Here is a 17,147-nt window from a genome sequence, read left to right as displayed (position 1 = left end):
CGGCGCCTTTGACTACTGTACGGAGGGCGCGGGTGCGGCGGCATCAACCATAAGGATGACAACGCCCGCGCTTCAAAGCGTTCTGAACGCGATCGAGCAGTCAAAGACCCGGCAGCCCGAATTCATCCGCCAGTTCATCGATCAAGCCGCGCTGAAACGCCTTGAAGCGCTCGTTCGGCTGCTGCGCAATCGCCAGATCCAGCATCGGATCGGTCACCAGCGTGCGCACGTCCGCCAGCGTTTCGACAATCGCGTGGCCGCAGAACGGCACATACGCTTCCGAATACCCGCCCTCGTGCACGATCACCAGACGCCCGCCGCAATAGCGTTCGGCGGCATCGCGCATCAACTGCGTCATCGCGCGATAACTCTCGCTATGCAGCAGCATGCGGGCGAGTGGATCGACCGCGCTCGCGTCGAGCCCGCTCGCCACCACGATCAGATCCGGCCTGAACGCGTCGAGCGCAGGCAGCACGATGCGCTCGAACGCGTATAGATAGGCGTCGTGGCCGCCGCCCGGCAACAGCGGAATGTTCAGGTTGGCCCCCGTGCCGGCACCCGCGCCGCGCTCGTCCGCACCGCTGTAGCCCGGCGGAAAGCAGCGATCCTGATGCAGCGAAATCGTCAGCGTGTTCGGGTCGTCGTAGTAGATCGACTGCGTGCCGTTGCCGTGGTGGACATCCCAGTCGATCACCGCAACGCGTTCGACGCCATGCTTCGCGCGGGCCGCTTCGATCGCAATCGGAATGTTGGCGAGCAGGCAGAAACCCATCGGCTTGTCGCGCAGACAGTGATGGCCGGGCGGCCGCGAAAGCGAAAATGCGTTGCTTGCCCGCTTCTCGAGCACGGTATCGATCGCGCCAATCGCCAGCCCCGCGGAAAGCGCGGCGATCTCGTAGCTCCCTTTGCCGAATGGTGCGAGCTCGCCCAGATCGCCGCCGGTCGTATCGCTGAGCGCCTTGAAACGGTTCAGATAATCCCGCGGATGGACGCGCAGCAAATCCTCCTCAGTAGCAAGCGCCGCGCTCTGCATGTCGAGCGAGGCCGCCAGCCCCGAGGTCTGGATCAAGGCCAGCAGTCTGCGTTTCGAATCGGGCGATTCCGCGTAACCGCTGCTCGACGGCGGCTGCACCCAGCCGCCGATCGGAAAGAACAGCGCATGCGTGCCACCGGTATGCCAGAAAGTGCGTTCGTCCGTGAAAAATGCCGTTTTGCTCATCATGTCTCTTACCTGTAGTTCACCTGCGGATTCAGATCGACCGGGTTCGGCAGCACGATCACGGCTGCGCACCCGGCATTTCGCGCCCGCTACGCTCAACGCGAAGCAGGCAAATGAAAGACAACGCACAGATCGCTGCCGCGCCCTGAAACAACGTATCGAGTCCCGCGCCGGCGTCGAGCAGAACGCCGGCGATCAGCGGACCGACCGCTAGCCCCGCGCCGATCACGAAGTTCAGCGTGGCGATCAAACGGCCCGACGTATCGGTTTTTGCGGCTGCGGCAAGGATGAACGGCAGCACGAAGGTCCACGCGAACTTGAACGCGAAGATCGCGGCGGCATAACCCGTCGAACCCGGATGCGCCGACAGTCCGAGCAAAGCCGCGACGAGAATCGCGTAACCCGTCAGCAGCATCGCGGCACGCGCGATCCGGTTGCCGATAAACGACGCGCACGCCGCGCCGACGATTCCCATCACGCTCGCGATAGCCAGCAGTTCGCCGGTATGCCCGGCGTCGAGTCCGGCGAGCGATGCCGCCTTGCTCGCGAAGGTCCAGACGCCGCCGATCGCCACATAGAAGGTGAGCACGCCACCGATCACCAGCGTCGCCAGAAACCACCTGCTGCTGCGGCCACCGTGGTTACCGGACGCGGCCTGTTGCGCCTGCTTGCCACTAGCTCCGCCCAGGGCCGGATCGAAGCCGCGCGTAAGCGGCGACGCGATCAGCGCGAGCACGGCCAGCGTCACATACAGGGCGCGCAGGCCGAACGCTTCGAACAGATGCGGCAGCACGACGAGACCGAGTGCGCCGGCCACCAGCTGACCGACTACCCACAAGCCATACACGCGGTCACGATTGCCGCTCGTCGCCGCGCTCGTCATGCATAGCACCATCAGCGTGCCGCCGCCGAGCGCGGTCAACGCGCGCAGCACCAGCAATGCGACGAAGCCCGGCATGAGCACCGCCGTGGCGAGATTGCCGAGGCAAAACACCGCCGTGGCGATCGCCGCGACACGGCGCGCGTCGACACGGCCCAGCCATAGGAGCGACGGCAAGGTCGCGCAACTGAACGCGCCGAGTTCGACGAAGAAGTACGTGCCGATCTGCGAGGCGCTCAAACCGAGCTGTCCGCCGAGCTGCGCCGCCACGGCCGGCGCGACCAGCAACAACAATGGCGTGATGGCGGCGAACACCACCAGCGACAGCAGCGTGGACGCCGCGAATTCGCGTGGCGCGGCCGCAGGCGTCGCGGACGCGCCGGCTGTGGCAAATGAGGAGGTCGAAGAAGTTTTCATGGGGCTCGTGAGGTAACGGTTGCGTTGCAACGAGGGCCGGTATGCGGTCCAGGAAAAAGCGAAACCAGGCCGGCGTTGTCGACACCGAAGCGCCACGCCGGCGCGACGCACACTCAGAACGTGTGGTACATGCCGAGCATCGCGCCGAACTGCGAGGCGCCATTGAGCGGCGTGGCGTCATATTCATAGACGGGTTGCGAGCTTTGACTGCTGTTGCGCGAGTAGCCGAGATTCACATACGCCACCGTGCGCTTTGACAATGCATAGGTACCGCTCGCGATGAACAGCGTCGGATGACCGACACTCGGCGTGTTCGACCAGGTCTGATAGACGCCGCCCGCAAGGCCGACGAAATTGTTGACCTGATAACGCGCCCCGCCCCATGCCACCGTTTTCGACGGCGCGAGCGTGCCGGTTTGCCGTTCCGCGCCGCCATACAGCGAGAGCGTCGCGATGTCCCAATGCGCGGCCAGCGTGCCGATGGTCTGCTGCAGTCCCGAGGTATCGCCATCCGCGGACGCCGTGCCTTGCGCCCGATGCAGCGCGGCGCTGATGCCGTAGCCATTGCCGCCGTACTGCGCGCCGATTTCCAGCACGCGGCCCGAGCGCGAATTGCCGGCCACACCGCCGGTCGCAGCCAGCGCCTCGGCGCTGAAACCGCCGTAATCGGCGCTCTTGAACTTCACCGAGTTGTCGATGAAGTTGGCCGATAGCGGCACCAGTTCGCCCTGCCCGCTATACGCCGCGTACAGCAGCGGGTCGTAGAAAACGGTGCGATCGAACAGCACGCTGAATTGCCGCCCCAGCGTGACGGTGCCGAACTTGCCGGTTAAGCCGACGTAAGCACCGCGAAAAAATGCATAGCCCGGCACCGTAGCCGTGCCGTCGTTCACGTTGATACCCTGCTCGAGGCGAAAGATTGCCTGCAGTCCGCCACCCAGATCTTCCTTACCCGTCAAACCGATCTGCGAGGGCAACACCCCGTAGTTCTGCAAGTTGACCGCGCTGTGCTGGCCGTCCGCGTTCGTGCGGTACTGAATGCCGGCATCGATCAAACCGTACAGCGTGACACTCGATTGCGCGTGGGCGGCCGTGGCGCACAAGCCGGCCGCCGCGCTCAATACCGCCAGCGTCTTTCGTCGACCTCCACGCTGCCGTGATTCGTTTCGTTTCATCGAGAAGCTCCAAACCGTCCAATGTTTTTGTAATGTGTCCGTCACTGCGGGTTGCATCTCCGATCCAGTGCAACGGCAGTGTCCGTAGCGGCAATTGCGCTGACTAGACGTCCAGATGAACGGTAAGGAAAACCCGCACGCGATTGCGCGCGGCCTTGCTGCGATTGGCATGCGCCGCGAAGTTGAACGGCCCGGCGTGCCGACGCGGCGCGGCATCCGCGGCCCGGGGCCGTTCAAATGAGGGGGTGTAAGGCCATTTTGGCCGCAGCGTTTTTCAAAAAAGTGCCACGTATAATCGATCGGCATGCCGCGCGCGCGGCCAGACGCGCCTTATCGACAGCCGAAGGAAACAGCGTGACAGTCACCGCGGACACCAGGCGGGTTCTCGATCAGTGGGGTGAAATGCCCGCTGCCATTGCGCTCGACGATTACGCGGGCGCGCCGCTCGAACAGCGCAGCGCCGATTTCGAAGGCACGCTTTCCGGCAATGGCACCGCGACGCGCGGCCTGAGCCTTTTCCTGCTCGACCTGTATGCGCTCGCCAACCGCGCCGGCATCGGCGAATTCGAGCATGGCTTCTTTCGTCTGCTCTCGCAGCATTTACCATTCGACGCCGGCTGGACCGGCGTGACTACGCACACAGCCAATGGTCCGGTGATGCACAACAGCTTCGTCTATGGCCTGCCGGGCGAATTCTTTACCGACTGGCAGCGCGTGCGGGACTGCGATCCGCTCGCGCTCGGCTCGATGAACAGTTACGGCCGCGCGCTGGCCGTGTCGATCGTGGCGCCCGGCATCGATCAGCGCTTTCGCAACTGGGCGATCAAGTACGGGCTCGCGCAGTTGATGGTGGTGTCGGCGCTCGATCATCGCTTCGGGCTCGCGACGTTCTTCTCGGTATATCGCCGCGCGCTCGACAAACCGTTTTCCGCGGCGGATGCGCAAACGCTGGAGGATGTGATTCCGCATCTGAGCGCGGCACTCACGATCAACCGTTCGTTTCAATTGACGCGCGAGCGTGGCGGGAGCGTCTCAACGCCGGCGCGTGCGATCTGCGACGGTTTTGGTGCGGTGCACCAGGCGGATAAAGCGTTCGAGACTATTCTGCGCAGCGAGTGGCCGGGCTATCAGAACCAGCATCTGCCCGCGCCGCTGATCGCGCATCTGCATGCGGATACGGGCCAGCCGTATGTCGGCGAATCGGTGACGGTAAGCTGTTCGCCGGTAGTCGGTCTGTTTCAGCTGGAAGCGCGCCAACGCTCGCCGCTCGACCGTTTGAGTCCGCGCGAACTGAATGCGATCAAGCTGTACGGCGACGGGCTCTCACATAAGGAAGTCGCGCAGCGCATGGCGATTTCGCCCACCACCGTGCGCCACTATCTGCGCTGCGCGTACAAGAAGCTCGGCATGCACGACAAAAGCCAGATTCCGTGGCTGCTCGGCCTCAGGGAGAACGCCGCGGCAAATACCCCGGCGCCCGGCCAGGGCGATTGACCTGCCGCTTTACTCGTCCTCTTCTTCGAGGCCCGCAAGCAGATCGTCGACCGCGCGATACACACGCTCGACGATCTCCGGCCCTACCTTGCGCTCCAGTTCGCGATAGTGCGCCTCGAGATCCTTCGAGATCACGCGCACCAGTTCCACGCTCGTATCGGTGAGCGACACCAGCACGCGGCGCTGGTCTTCCGCGAAACGTTCCTTCGTCACCAGTTCCATGCTTTCCATGCGCGCGAGCACGCCCGCCATGCTCGGGCTCGAAATCGTGCAGATGTCGGAAATGTGGCGCGGCTCCATCGGGCCGTGCTCATTGAGCGCGCGAATCACGCGCCACTGCTGTTCGGTCAGCCCGTGAGCGGTAATCAGCGGGCGGAACCGCTCCATCATTTTTTCTCTGGCGCGCAGCAACAGCATCGGCAGGTTGCGATGCAAAACTCGAATCGAAGCAGAAGCGGACATGGCGGAAGATAGTTAAAAGCAGCCGTCGAAGCTTAAGGGAAAACCCGCAATCAGCCGACAGGCTATTGACCGTGGATGATATCAAGCGCAATACTACTAACATGTTAGTGTTTTCTCCGAGAGACAACTGATTTATGTTTGCACTTGCCGATCACCTGCTGCATCCCGAGGGCGACGCGTTGCCTCGCGACGTGGACGCGCAAACCGCTGCCGCGCTGCTCGCGCGCGGCGTGGCCTGCCGCGCCCCCGTTTCCGGCGCCGTGTATGGAACCTTGCTGAACGACCGCGCCGCGCTGCAGGCATTGGGCGACGCGGTACACGCCGCGCCTTACAAAGCGCCGCCGAAGGCGCCTGTTCTCTATCTGAAGCCGCGCAATACGTTCGCCGGTCATCGCGCCCGTGTCGTCGTCCCCGACAATGCGTTGGGCGTGGAAGTCGGCGCTTCGCTGGGCATCGTGATCGGCCGCACGGCAAGCCGCGTCGGCGCGGGCGAGGCGTTCGACTACATCGCGGGCTACACGCTGGTCGCCGACCTGAGCGTGCCGCACGCGAGCGTGTACCGCCCCTCGGTGCGGTTCCGCGCACGCGACGGCTTCTGCGTGATCGGACCGGCCGTGGTTGCGGCACGTCATGTCGCGGCACCTGACGATCTGGGCATCAAGGTCGCGCTTGCCGGACAGGAAGTCTTTACTGCCAGCACCGCATCGTCGGTACGCAACGTCGCGCAACTGATTGCGGATGTGACCGATTTCATGACACTGAATGCCGGCGACGTCATTACGCTGGGCGTGCCTCATGGTTCGCCGGTCGCGCATATCGGCGACACGGCCACGCTGTCGATTGGCGGACTGCCGCCGCTCGAGGTGTCGTTTGTCGGTGCAAAAGAACAAGCTGGAGAACAACCATGATGCGCGGCCGCGTTGCCTATGCAGGCGCGATTCACGAAGCCTATCCGGACGCTCACGGCGTACGTCTCGCCGACGGCCGCGTGCGTCGTGAGGATGAAGTGGTGTGGCTCGCACCGATCGAAATCGGCACGATCTTCGCGCTAGGACTGAACTACGCCGAACATGCGAAGGAATTGCAGTTCAACAAACAGGAAGAGCCGCTGGTCTTTCTCAAGGGCCCCGGCACCGTGATCGGTCACCGCGGCTTCACGCGCCGCCCCGCCGACGTCACCTTCATGCACTACGAGTGCGAGCTGGCTGTCGTGATTGGCCAAACCGCGCAGAACGTCACGCGCGAAAACGCCATGCAACATGTGGCCGGCTACATGATCGCCAACGACTACGCGATCCGCGACTACCTGGAAAACTATTACCGCCCCAACCTGCGCGTGAAAAATCGCGACGGCGGCACGGTGCTCGGCCCCTGGTTCGTCGATGCCGCCGATGTCGAAGACGTCACGCAACTCGAACTGCGCACCTTCGTGAACGGCACGCGGCAGCAACACGGCAACACGCGCGATCTCGTCACCGATATCCCGGCGCTGATCGAGTACCTGAGCAGCTTCATGACGCTCGCACCTGGCGACGTGATCCTGACCGGCACGCCGGAAGGCATCGTCAACGTCAATGCGGGCGACGAAGTGGTCTGTGAAATCGACGGCCTTGGCCGTCTCGTCAATACGATTGCATCGGATGCGGACTTCGGCCGCGCCTGATCGGGACAGTAAAAGAGAAAGGACAAGGCAATGCGAATCGAACATCTGATCAACGGCAAATCGAGCGCCGCAAAAGACTACTTCGAGACAGTCAATCCCGCGACGCAAGAGGTGCTCGCCGAAGTCGCCAGCGGCGGTGCGCAAGAAGTCGACGCCGCCGTGCGCGCGGCTAAAGAAGCGTTCCCGGCATGGGCCGGCAAGCCGGCGACGGAGCGCGCAAAAGCCATTCGCAAGCTCGGCGAGTTGATCGCGAAGAACGTGCCGGAAATCTCGGAGACCGAGACGAAGGACACCGGCCAGACGATCTCGCAGACGCGCAAGCAACTCGTGCCGCGCGCTGCCGACAACTTCACCTATTTCGCGGAGATGTGCACGCGCGTCGACGGCCATACGTATCCCACCGATACGCATTTGAACTACACGCTGTTCCACCCGGTCGGCGTGTGCGCGCTGATCTCGCCGTGGAACGTGCCGTTCATGACGGCAACGTGGAAAGTCGCGCCCTGCCTTGCGTTCGGCAATACTGCGGTATTGAAGATGAGCGAACTGTCGCCGCTGACCGCTTCGATGCTCGGCAATCTCGCGCTCGAAGCCGGGATTCCCGCCGGCGTGCTGAACGTCGTGCACGGCTTCGGCAAGGAAACCGGCGAACCGCTGGTGGCGCACCCGGACGTGCATGCGGTGTCGTTCACCGGTTCGACGGCAACCGGCAACCGTATCGTGCAAACGGCAGGCCTGAAGAAGTTTTCGATGGAACTCGGCGGCAAGTCGCCGTTCGTGATTTTCGACGACGCCGATTTCGAACGCGCGCTCGACGCTGCCGTGTTCATGATCTTCTCGAACAACGGCGAGCGCTGCACGGCGGGTTCGCGCATTCTGGTGCAACGCTCGATCTACGCGCGCTTTGCCGAACGTTTCGTGGAACGCGCAAAACGTCTGACGGTGGGCGATCCGTTGGCGGACAGCACGATCGTCGGCCCGATGATCAGCCAGGGACACCTGGCCAAGGTGCGCAGCTATATCGAACTCGGTCCGAAAGAAGGCGCCACCCTCGCCTGCGGCGGCCTCGACGCACCCGACTTGCCGCAAGCCATGAGCAAAGGCAACTTCGTTCAGCCAACGGTGTTCGTCGACGTCGACAACCGCATGCGGATCGCGCAGGAAGAGATCTTCGGCCCGGTCGCGTGCCTGATTCCGTTCGACGACGAAGCTGACGCGATCAGACTCGCCAACGATATCTCCTACGGCCTGTCGAGCTACATCTGGACCGAGAGCACCGGGCGCGCGTTGCGGGTTGCCGCGGCGGTCCAGGCCGGCATGTGTTTCGTCAACAGCCAGAACGTGCGCGATCTGCGCCAGCCGTTCGGCGGCACCAAGGCATCGGGCGTGGGCCGTGAAGGCGGCACATGGAGCTACGAAGTGTTCCTCGAACCGAAGAACGTGTGCGTATCGCTCGGCTCGCATCATATTCCGCACTGGGGCGCCTGACCCGCGTCGCCATGGCGCGCGAGGCCAGCGGGTCTCGCGCCACACTGAACAGGAGATCGCGATGGGCAAACTCGCGTTGGCAGCAAAGATCACTCACGTCCCGTCGTTATATCTGTCCGAACTTGACGGCCCTCATAAGGGTTGCCGGCAGCCCGCGATCGACGGCCATCATGAAATCGGCCGGCGTTGCCGCGAACTGGGTGTGGATACGATCGTCGTCTTCGACGTGCATTGGCTCGTGAACAGCGAATACCACATCAATTGCGCGCCGAAGTTCGAGGGTGTCTATACGAGTAACGAACTGCCGCACTTCATCAAGAACATGCCGTACGCGTATCCCGGCAATGTCGGGCTCGGCAATCTGATTGCGGAAGTCGCCAATGAAATGGGCGTAAAGAGCCGCGCGCACAGCGAGACCACGCTCGAACTCGAATACGGCACGCTGGTGCCGATGCGCTATATGAATAGCGACCAGCACTTCAAGACCGTCTCGGTATCCGGCTGGTGCATGTGGCATGAACTCGAAACCAGCGCGCGCTTTGGTCTTGCCGTGCGCAAGGCGATCGAGGAGCGTTACGACGGCACCGTGGCGATTCTGGCAAGCGGCTCGTTGAGCCACCACTTCGCCAACAACGGTACCGCCGAACAGTTCATGCACAAGGTGTGGAGCCCGTTTCTCGAGCAGATGGACCGCAAGGTGGTCGAGTTGTGGGAAGCCGGCGACTGGAAGACCTTCTGCGAGATGCTGCCGCTCTATAACGAAAAATGCTGGGGCGAAGGCGGCATGCACGACACCGCAATGCTGCTCGGCGCACTCGGCTGGGATCGTTACGAGGGCAAGGTGGAAGTCGTCACGCCGTATTTCGGCAGTTCGGGCACGGGCCAGATCAATGCGATCTTTCCCGTCACGCCGCTGCCCGCTTAAGCCACGAGAAAGGAGCTTGCCGTGCCGCATTTGACACTCGAATACAGCGCCAATCTTGCTGATGAAGACAGCATCGGGCGGCTTTGCAGATCGCTTGCGCAATGCCTCGATGCGCAGCGTGAGAACGAACAACGCGTTTATCCGCTCGGCGGCATCCGCGTGCGCGCTTTGCGCTGCGCGCAATACAGCATTGCCGACGGCCGGGCGGACGCCGCCTTCCTGCACGCGGACCTGAAGATCGGCGCGGGCCGCTCGGACGCCGCGAAGAAAGCCACAGGCGATGCATTGTTTGAGGTAATCAAACAGCACTTCGCCACGGAGTTTGAAAAACACGGCCTCGCGTTGTCGTTGGAGATCAATGAATTCAGCGAATCCGGCACGTGGAAGCACAACAATTTGCACGCGCGGCTTAAGGCTGCTCAAGGCTAGGACGCCGACCTGATTCCGGGGCCGGCCGCCGCATATAGAGAATCCATCATGCTAGACGAACAGACTATCCGCGAGCTTGCATTGCAACTCGACAACGCCGAGAAGACCCGCACCCAACTGCGTCACTTCTCCGCCCAGTATCCCGAGATGACCGTCCAGGACGGTTATGCGATTCAACGCGAATGGGTGAAACTCAAACTCGCTGCGGGGCACGTGATCAAGGGCCGCAAGATCGGCCTGACCTCACGCGCGATGCAGCGTTCGTCACAGATCGACGAACCCGATTACGCGCCGCTGCTCGACAGCATGTTCATTGAAGCCGGCCAGGACATCCGCGCCGACCGCTTCATTTCCCCGCGCGTGGAAGTCGAACTGGCCTTCGTGCTGAGCAAACCCTTGAAGGGCCCAGGCGTCACGCTATTCGACGTGCTGGACGCCACCGCCTACGTGACACCCGCGGTGGAAATCATCGACGCGCGCATCGAACAGTTCGACCGCGAGACGAAGGCGCCGCGCAAGGTCTACGACACCATTTCCGATTTCGCGGCGAATGCCGGCATTGTCCTGGGCGGGCGGCCGGTGCGCCCGCTGGACGTCGACCTTCGCTGGGTAGGCGCCTTGCTCTACAAGAACGGCGCGGTGGAAGAAAGCGGACTCGCTGCGGCCGTGCTGAATCACCCTGCCACGGGCGTCGCATGGCTCGCGAACAAGATCGCGCCTTACGATGAAGTGCTGAATGCGAACGACGTGATTCTGAGCGGCTCGTTCACGAGCCCGATCCCCGCGCGAGCGGGCGACACGTTCCATGTCGACTATGGTCCGCTGGGTGGTATCGGTTTGAATTTCATTTGAGTGGGCGACATGTCTCTACCGCAAAACACATTCAAGCGCGCGTTGGCCGAGGGCAAGCCGCAATTCGGTTTATGGGCGGCCCTGGCCGACGCGTACGTGACCGAGTTGCTGGCCACTGCCGGTTTCGACTGGTTGTTGATCGACAACGAGCACGCCCCGAACGACGTCCGCAGCACGCTGGCGCAATTGCAGGCGGTAGCCGCTTACGCATCGCATCCGGTGGTGCGGCCGGTGCGAAGCGATAGTGCGTTGATCAAGCAGTTGCTCGATATTGGCGCGCAGACGTTGTTGCTGCCGATGATCGATACGGCTGAGCAAGCCGCGGATGCTGTTGCGGCGACGCGCTATCCGCCACAGGGTATCCGTGGCGTGGGGAGTGCGTTGGCGCGGGCCTCGCGGTGGAACCGGATCCCGGACTATCTGAACACCGCGGCGGATGAGTTGTGTGTGCTGGTGCAGGTGGAGACCGTGCAGGGGCTGGACAATCTTTCCGCGATTGCGGCGGTGGATGGTGTTGACGGTGTGTTTTTCGGTCCGGCGGACTTGAGTGCTTCGATGGGGTTGCTGGGTAAGCCAGGGGATGCACGCGTGCGCGAGGCGATTTGCAGCGGTATCGGGAAGGTTCGGGATGCAGGCAAGGCGGCGGGGGTGCTGGCGCCTGATGCTGGGATTGCCGGTGAGTATCTCGCGGCGGGCGCGAGTTTTGTTGCGGTGGGGACGGATACGGGTTTGTTAAGTCGGGCGGCGGCTGATCTGGCCGCCTTGTATAAGAATACCGCTGGGGTGGTTGCGGGTGTTAAAGGAGGGTATTAGGCTGCTTCGCAGCGGGGAGAGGTTTTTGCCTGCTCGGCGGGTTTGTTGAGCTGGCTTTTTGGCGTTGCCCTTCTGGTCTTTTGGTCATTTTGTCTTTTGGTCTTTTGGCCTTTCCTTGATTTCTTATCGGTCTATTAGCGTTGCCCCTGTGCGGGGCGGCACCTACTTTTCTTTGCCGGCCGCAAAGAAAAGTAGGCAAAAGAAAGCGGCTCACACCGCTAATTTTTAAGCGGGTCCCCCGCACAGTAGCGGTAGTGGTGCATCTGGAATCTGTCGCCTCGCACACTCCGCGCCGTTGACAAAGGACTCATCAGTTCCCACTCCGCACTGCGTGCGTCGCGGACGGGTCTGCCAGGGAAACCGGGGGGCTTCGCGCAGCGAGAGCCTTCGGCTTCGCCTCCGCGAGGTGCCGAATGCACAAATGTCGTAGGTTTTGATAGCGCCGCCGCGTCAAGTTCGGCTGACCGCGAAACACGACCACCGGTTTTGTGAACGGGGTATCGGCGCGCGTAGCGCCGCCGGAGGTATGACGGCCTTGTCACTAAAGCCGAATGTGCGAGGCGACAGATTCCAGATGCACCACTACCGTGGCTGTGCGGGGGACCCGCTTATGAGCTGGCGGTGTGAGCCGCTTTCTTTTGCCTACTTTTCTTTGCGGCAGGCAAAGAAAAGTAGGTGCCGCCCCGCACAGGGGCAACGCTAATAGACCACTAACAAAGCAAGGAAAGGCCAAAAGACAAAAAGACCAAGAGCGCAAGACGGCAATGCCAAAAAATCCAGATTAACAAAAAAGCGCCCCGCGCAACCTCAATCCCCCGCCGGCCACGGCAACCCCACCACCGACCAATCCAGCTCCACCCCCACAACACACCTTCCCCCAGCAAACTGCACAGCCAAAGTAACCGCAACACAAGGCCGCCCGCTGGCCAAAGAAAGATAAGGATTACTAGCCACAGCCACCCCTGGCAGCAAAACCGCATTACGAAAATACGGCCGATGATCCCATCTGGCATCCTGCGGATTCGCCACAGGATGCAACGAAGCGCCATCGCTACTCCATGCCGGCCCCCGCACCTCATTCCCGATCTGCCGTCCGGAATCGTCGAGAATAAACCCGCTGATACAGCGCTCGAACGTCGCCAGCGAAGCAAACGCCTCCTCCATCGGAACACCCAGCAGCAAAGCATCGGCAGCCAGCTTCAACGCACCCCGATAAGGTTCGACCTCCGACTCGAACAACGCATACTGATGCGCCCGCCCCTGGGCAATCACGTCGAACGCATCATCAATCCGCCGATGCACCGACTCCGGCGGCGCAAGCTCCGCCGCCGGCCGGCCAAGCAGATACCCCTGCGCGAAATCCACATTCGACTCGACCGCCAGGATCAACTCCTCCGTGGTCTCCACACCCTCCACCACAACCAGCATCCCCGCCTGATGCAACAGCGAAACCAGCTTCGGCAAAATCGGCTGCTCGGAGCCGTGGCTGGTCGCGCGAATCAACTCGCCGTCAAGCTTCACAATATCCGGCCGAATCCGCAACAGGCGGTCAAGGTTCGATTGACCCGCGCCGAAATCGTCGACGGCAATCAGGAAACCATGCTCACGATATAAAGCCGCCGCGCGCGACATGTCGTCGACACTCCCGCCATGCGATTCGAGAATCTCCAGAATCACCCGCTCCGGCTCGAACCCCACCGCTCGCACAATCAGGGCGAGCTGGTCGGCATAGCCGTCGGCAATAAACGTGGCCGGCAAAATATTGAGGAACAGCCACGCGTCGCCGGGCAGCACCTTGCGCGCATTGGCCAGATGCACGGCATGACTCGCGCGATCGAGTTCGCCTTCGTCGCTGGACGGCTTCGGCGCGAACAGAACAACGGGCGGCACCAGCGTGCCGTCATCCTGCTCGCCGCGCAGCAAAGCCTCGAACCCCACCTGCTTCTGATGCGACAAACTGTAGAGCGGCTGGAAGTGCGAGGTCAGATAATAGTCGTCCCAGCGATGCCGCAGCGCGGTCGCCCCGCCCTCCCCGTGTGCGGCATCGGAAAGCATTTGCAGCGCCTCGAACGGTAGTGCGCGTTCGGCGCACACGCGGTTTCTGCCCGAATGCTTGGCGCGCAGCAAAGCTTCATCGGCGCGGTCGAGCAGCACCATGATGCTTTCGCCGCCCCGGTGCTCGGCCACGCCGAAGCTCGCGGTCATAAAACCGTCCGGCCGCTCGATGGCGGCAATCGCGCCGCGCAGGCGCTCGGCCAGCGCCAGGGCGCCGGCCAGTCCGTCACGCAGCAGCACGGCAAACTCCTCGCCGCCGATCCGGCTCACGCTGTCGTCCGCGGAAGTCTCCTCCATCAGCACCTGGGCAACCTGGTACAGTGCATGGTCGCCGACCGCATGGCCGAAGCGGTCGTTCAGCGATTTGAAATTGTCGATGTCGAGAAAAATCGCACTGACCCGTGCATCCCCCGTCATGGTTTCAAGGCGGCGCTCGGCCTGCTTGACGAACGCGCGGCGGTTTTGCAGCCCGGTCAGCGGATCGGTGGCAGCAAGCTGCGCCAGTTGGCTCTCCAGCAGAAAGTGATTGCGCCGGAAGCGATAAAAGCCGAAGTGAAACACAATGGAAGTGGGGGCGCCGATCGCTACGATCCACATCCACACGATAACGTCGACGTCATGCGTGCGCGGCCCGCCAAACAGCAACGCAAATGCCGCCCCATAGAAAAGCGCGCTGCCGATGAAAAAATGCAGCGGTGTAAGCCATAGGGGCGCCGCGCAGATCGGGATCACCACCATGGCCGGCAGAATCCACAGCAACGGATGCTCGACGCCCGAAACATTCAGCGCAAGACCGGCCACCAGCACCAGCGAGTACGCGACGCCGATTGCGCCGAACATCCACGTCGAGCCCGCCCGTGGAATCGCCATCACCAGCAGCGCCAGCACCAGCGCGCAGGCAAGCCGGTAGGGAAGCGGCGTCGCCGGCCCGGCAACCATGTTGCGCGCCGCGACGAGACACAGGAAGGCGATCACGGTAAACGCCATCGTCACGGTCGAAAGCGGACGCTGATGCTCCAGGGACCGTCGATGAAACCGATCGCGCAAACCGGAATCGGACAGTTGCTTCGTTGAAGTGGAAAGCATATTGATAGTTATCAGGCTGGCTCCGGTCACTTGGCCCATGTATAACGGCAACCGTCTGACAAATATTTATGCCCTGTCCGCAAATAGAATTGCGCCCCGCCCCGTAAGGGCTATGCGGCCATCACGCGGTTGCGTCCCGAGGCCTTGGCGGCATACAACGCGCCGTCGGCACGCGCCATCAACTGGGCAAGCGATTCGCCGGGCCGGTGCTGATCCACGCCGACACTGAAGGTATATTCCAGTCCACGCGGCAACTCCCCCGCCCCAGCCGACGCGAGCCGCGCCCGCACACGATCCATTAAACGCACCGCCTCGGCGCTGGTGGTTGCCGGACACAACACGCCAAACTCTTCCCCGCCCAGTCGCCCGAACACATCGCCGCCCCGCAGGTTGGCGCTGACGAACGCGGCGAAATGGCCCAACACCTGGTCGCCGGCAGCGTGGCCATAGCGATCGTTGACCGCTTTAAACGAATCGATGTCGATAATGGCCATCGCCACCGGCGAGCCGGTGCGCTGCGTCGTCCCCAGCAGCGCCTCGCCGATCGCGAGAAAGGCGCGGCGCGACAGCGCGCCAGTCAGATCGTCCACATTGGCAAGCCGCTCGAGCCGCTCGGCGAGACGATCGTGCGCCAGCATCATGACCCCGATCGAAAGACACGGCGGCGCGAGGATACCGATGGCGAGAAACACGACATTGCCAGGCGTCACCTGCAGCAAGCTGGTCTGCAGCAGCACGCCGAAGCTGTACATGACACCACGCGAGAGATGCCCCGCGCATAAGAGCACCGACGCTACCGCGAGGAAGTAATAGCAATAGCGCGGCCGGTTCGACGGACGGTAGCGCAGCATGATGACGGCGAGCATCGCGTAGAGGCCCCCGTGATACACCGACACCACGGTCACGCGGGCGCTGAAATCGGGCGTGACAAAAGTCCAGTAAGTTATGCCGATCAACACGCCGAGCACGCCGACGTAGGCCGCCCATGGCCGCGTGGGTCGCCCCAGAAAGCGGTAGCAGCCCTCCACCAGCAGCAGCAGCGAGATAGCCAGCAGTTCGTTGGCCGCCACGATAGTCAGCCAGCGCGGGCCGTGGCCTTGCAGCGCAAAGGCAAGAAGCGCCGCGATCGCGACCGCATTGGCCGAGATCCAGTAGCCGACGCCGGGTATCGCCGCGCGCCATAGTGAACCGAGCACGGCCATCGCCATGGCGCTCGACAGCACCGTGACAACCAGAATAGTGAGTGGATTGAACATTTATTGTCTTGAATCACAGACGGCATCGTCATGACACGCTGCATTCCTGCCGTCTGCAGGACTTCCCGTTGCATGCGCAATAGCGCCGCGCAAATTCGTAAGCTTACCGGCCCGGATGAAAGTTGAGACCGCAAAAATGACGTAAGTATTACGTGGTTGCGAGAAAGTTAAGCCAATCGTTTGCGTGTATATCTCAGACGAATGTAAAGTGGCTAAAAGTTAATGTCTTAAGTAGACTCCTGCGAAGTGTGGCGGACAGACTGGACAGTTCGGTAAAAATAACATCGGACGCGTGCAACGCGCGGCTTTCCCTAACACTTTCATTTGCATTCAACCGTCGGCGCCCGTTTTCATACACGGCTGAAGCAACGGCCATTTCCCGGAAAATATGGTCCCAATTCTCGATTACCTGCTGGAACGTCAGATCTCGCCGCAATGGCGCGGCATGCTGAGCGCCTTGGCAACAGAGTTCGAAGCGCAGATCGGCCGCGACGAACTGCGCCAACTGATGTACCGAGTCGGCTGCCGGTTTGCCGCGGCGCATCAACTGCCCGCTTGCGGGTCCACGGCGGAACTCGCTCATGCGTTGAATCTGCTCTGGCAGGACATGGATTGGGGCTACGTCGAACTGTCCGACGAAGCCGAGTCTTTGCGCATCGTGCATTACTGTGCGCCGCTGCAGGCGTTCGGCAATCCGGCGCTCGCATGGACCCCGGCATTTCTCGAAGGCGTTTATCAGACCTGGTTGAGCGCATTGGGCGCGCAAGGTCTGTCGGTCGTGCAAACGAGCGAGTTCGGCGCGGACACCGCGATCGAGTTTCGGCTGGGCCGGCATCCGGCTTGAGGGTCCCGCCGGGCAAAGCGTGAGTTCGAGCCATTGGGCATGAGCCGGCGGAGAGTCTCAGGCAGCAGGCAGGAGAGGAACGCGCCAGA

At 62.3% G+C, this 17,147-nt stretch carries 15 protein-coding genes; 9 read left to right on the top strand and 6 right to left on the bottom strand.

The features are described from left to right. Positions 1–100 precede the first annotated feature (100 nt). The 3 genes from HWX91_RS35605 to HWX91_RS35595 all read right to left on the bottom strand — a co-directional run bounded on the left by HWX91_RS35605 (position 101) and on the right by HWX91_RS35595 (position 3,691). The gene (locus tag HWX91_RS35605) at positions 101–1,219 is read right to left on the bottom strand and encodes a class II histone deacetylase (protein WP_028200053.1); all 1,119 of its coding nucleotides are present in this window, start codon (positions 1,217–1,219) and stop codon (positions 101–103) included. A gap of 58 nt (positions 1,220–1,277) precedes the next feature. After that, positions 1,278–2,516 carry an MFS transporter gene (locus tag HWX91_RS35600; protein ID WP_028200054.1) on the bottom strand — a complete coding sequence of 413 codons (1,239 nt, stop codon included), beginning with the start codon at positions 2,514–2,516 and terminating at the stop codon, positions 1,278–1,280. Between the two features lie 113 nt (positions 2,517–2,629). Continuing rightward, entirely contained in the window at positions 2,630–3,691 is a 1,062-nt protein-coding gene (locus HWX91_RS35595; protein ID WP_081833242.1) for a porin, read from the bottom strand. Between the two features lie 354 nt (positions 3,692–4,045). Here HWX91_RS35595 and HWX91_RS35590 point away from each other — a divergent pair, with 354 nt between their 5' ends. Continuing rightward, positions 4,046–5,185 carry a response regulator transcription factor gene (locus HWX91_RS35590; RefSeq protein ID WP_028200056.1) on the top strand — a complete coding sequence of 380 codons (1,140 nt, stop codon included), beginning with the start codon at positions 4,046–4,048 and terminating at the stop codon, positions 5,183–5,185. A gap of 9 nt (positions 5,186–5,194) precedes the next feature. Here HWX91_RS35590 and hpaR read toward each other — a convergent pair whose 3' ends face one another. Then, positions 5,195–5,602, bottom strand: coding sequence for a homoprotocatechuate degradation operon regulator HpaR (gene hpaR, locus HWX91_RS35585; RefSeq protein WP_042277081.1), 408 nt, complete (start codon positions 5,600–5,602; stop codon positions 5,195–5,197). A gap of 179 nt (positions 5,603–5,781) precedes the next feature. On the opposite strand from hpaR, the gene HWX91_RS35580 reads away from it, so the two are divergent. From HWX91_RS35580 to hpaI, 7 genes are all read left to right on the top strand, one after another. After that, complete coding sequence (locus HWX91_RS35580; RefSeq protein ID WP_028200058.1) at positions 5,782–6,555, top strand: fumarylacetoacetate hydrolase family protein; 774 nt, start codon at positions 5,782–5,784, stop codon at positions 6,553–6,555. Beyond that, a complete protein-coding gene (locus HWX91_RS35575; protein ID WP_028200059.1) occupies positions 6,552–7,310 on the top strand; it encodes a fumarylacetoacetate hydrolase family protein in 759 nt (252 codons plus the stop codon). Before HWX91_RS35580 ends, HWX91_RS35575 begins: the two co-directional genes overlap by 4 nt. 30 nt (positions 7,311–7,340) lie before the next feature. Continuing rightward, positions 7,341–8,798 (top strand): 5-carboxymethyl-2-hydroxymuconate semialdehyde dehydrogenase, encoded by a 1,458-nt coding sequence (gene hpaE, locus HWX91_RS35570; RefSeq protein WP_028200060.1) that lies wholly within the window; start codon positions 7,341–7,343, stop codon positions 8,796–8,798. Positions 8,799–8,859: 61 nt separating this feature from the next. Beyond that, positions 8,860–9,723: a 3,4-dihydroxyphenylacetate 2,3-dioxygenase gene (gene hpaD / locus HWX91_RS35565; protein WP_028200061.1), complete on the top strand. Its 864-nt coding sequence runs from the start codon at positions 8,860–8,862 to the stop codon at positions 9,721–9,723. A gap of 21 nt (positions 9,724–9,744) precedes the next feature. Continuing rightward, positions 9,745–10,152 (top strand): 5-carboxymethyl-2-hydroxymuconate Delta-isomerase, encoded by a 408-nt coding sequence (locus HWX91_RS35560; RefSeq protein ID WP_028200062.1) that lies wholly within the window; start codon positions 9,745–9,747, stop codon positions 10,150–10,152. Positions 10,153–10,200: 48 nt separating this feature from the next. Next, complete coding sequence (gene hpaH / locus HWX91_RS35555) at positions 10,201–11,004, top strand: 2-oxo-hept-4-ene-1,7-dioate hydratase (RefSeq protein WP_028200063.1); 804 nt, start codon at positions 10,201–10,203, stop codon at positions 11,002–11,004. A 9-nt stretch (positions 11,005–11,013) separates the two neighbouring features. Continuing rightward, positions 11,014–11,817 (top strand): 4-hydroxy-2-oxoheptanedioate aldolase, encoded by an 804-nt coding sequence (hpaI, locus tag HWX91_RS35550; RefSeq protein WP_028200064.1) that lies wholly within the window; start codon positions 11,014–11,016, stop codon positions 11,815–11,817. An 807-nt stretch (positions 11,818–12,624) separates the two neighbouring features. Here hpaI and HWX91_RS35545 read toward each other — a convergent pair. Together HWX91_RS35545 and HWX91_RS35540 are read right to left on the bottom strand one after the other, a co-directional pair. After that, the gene (locus HWX91_RS35545; protein WP_028200614.1) at positions 12,625–14,958 is read right to left on the bottom strand and encodes a bifunctional diguanylate cyclase/phosphodiesterase; all 2,334 of its coding nucleotides are present in this window, start codon (positions 14,956–14,958) and stop codon (positions 12,625–12,627) included. Positions 14,959–15,068: 110 nt separating this feature from the next. After that, the gene (locus tag HWX91_RS35540; protein WP_028200613.1) at positions 15,069–16,214 is read right to left on the bottom strand and encodes a GGDEF domain-containing protein; all 1,146 of its coding nucleotides are present in this window, start codon (positions 16,212–16,214) and stop codon (positions 15,069–15,071) included. 388 nt (positions 16,215–16,602) lie between these two features. Between HWX91_RS35540 and bcsD the strand changes: the two genes are divergently transcribed. Then, the gene (bcsD, locus tag HWX91_RS35535; RefSeq protein ID WP_028200612.1) at positions 16,603–17,058 is read left to right on the top strand and encodes a cellulose biosynthesis protein BcsD; all 456 of its coding nucleotides are present in this window, start codon (positions 16,603–16,605) and stop codon (positions 17,056–17,058) included. Positions 17,059–17,147 lie beyond the last annotated feature (89 nt).

Origin of the sequence: Paraburkholderia fungorum (assembly GCF_902833645.1) — a bacterium.
Classification (GTDB): domain Bacteria; phylum Pseudomonadota; class Gammaproteobacteria; order Burkholderiales; family Burkholderiaceae; genus Paraburkholderia; species Paraburkholderia fungorum.
Note: the sequence above shows the minus strand (reverse complement) of the source record. Positions and strands in the feature narration are given on the sequence as shown.

What these genes read in the sequence shown, in the direction of transcription:
- bcsD (WP_028200612.1), top strand. Translation starts at nt 16,603, where the DNA reads ATGGTCCCAATTCTCGATTACCTGCTGGAACGTCAGATCTCGCCGCAA.
- HWX91_RS35600 (WP_028200054.1), bottom strand. Translation starts at nt 2,516, where the DNA reads ATGAAAACTTCTTCGACCTCCTCATTTGCCACAGCCGGCGCGTCCGCG.
- hpaE (WP_028200060.1), top strand. Translation starts at nt 7,341, where the DNA reads ATGCGAATCGAACATCTGATCAACGGCAAATCGAGCGCCGCAAAAGAC.
- hpaR (WP_042277081.1), bottom strand. Translation starts at nt 5,602, where the DNA reads ATGCTGTTGCTGCGCGCCAGAGAAAAAATGATGGAGCGGTTCCGCCCG.
- HWX91_RS35540 (WP_028200613.1), bottom strand. Translation starts at nt 16,214, where the DNA reads ATGTTCAATCCACTCACTATTCTGGTTGTCACGGTGCTGTCGAGCGCC.
- HWX91_RS35545 (WP_028200614.1), bottom strand. Translation starts at nt 14,958, where the DNA reads ATGCTTTCCACTTCAACGAAGCAACTGTCCGATTCCGGTTTGCGCGAT.
- HWX91_RS35575 (WP_028200059.1), top strand. Translation starts at nt 6,552, where the DNA reads ATGATGCGCGGCCGCGTTGCCTATGCAGGCGCGATTCACGAAGCCTAT.
- HWX91_RS35595 (WP_081833242.1), bottom strand. Translation starts at nt 3,691, where the DNA reads ATGAAACGAAACGAATCACGGCAGCGTGGAGGTCGACGAAAGACGCTG.
- HWX91_RS35580 (WP_028200058.1), top strand. Translation starts at nt 5,782, where the DNA reads ATGTTTGCACTTGCCGATCACCTGCTGCATCCCGAGGGCGACGCGTTG.
- hpaD (WP_028200061.1), top strand. Translation starts at nt 8,860, where the DNA reads ATGGGCAAACTCGCGTTGGCAGCAAAGATCACTCACGTCCCGTCGTTA.
- HWX91_RS35605 (WP_028200053.1), bottom strand. Translation starts at nt 1,219, where the DNA reads ATGAGCAAAACGGCATTTTTCACGGACGAACGCACTTTCTGGCATACC.
- hpaI (WP_028200064.1), top strand. Translation starts at nt 11,014, where the DNA reads ATGTCTCTACCGCAAAACACATTCAAGCGCGCGTTGGCCGAGGGCAAG.
- hpaH (WP_028200063.1), top strand. Translation starts at nt 10,201, where the DNA reads ATGCTAGACGAACAGACTATCCGCGAGCTTGCATTGCAACTCGACAAC.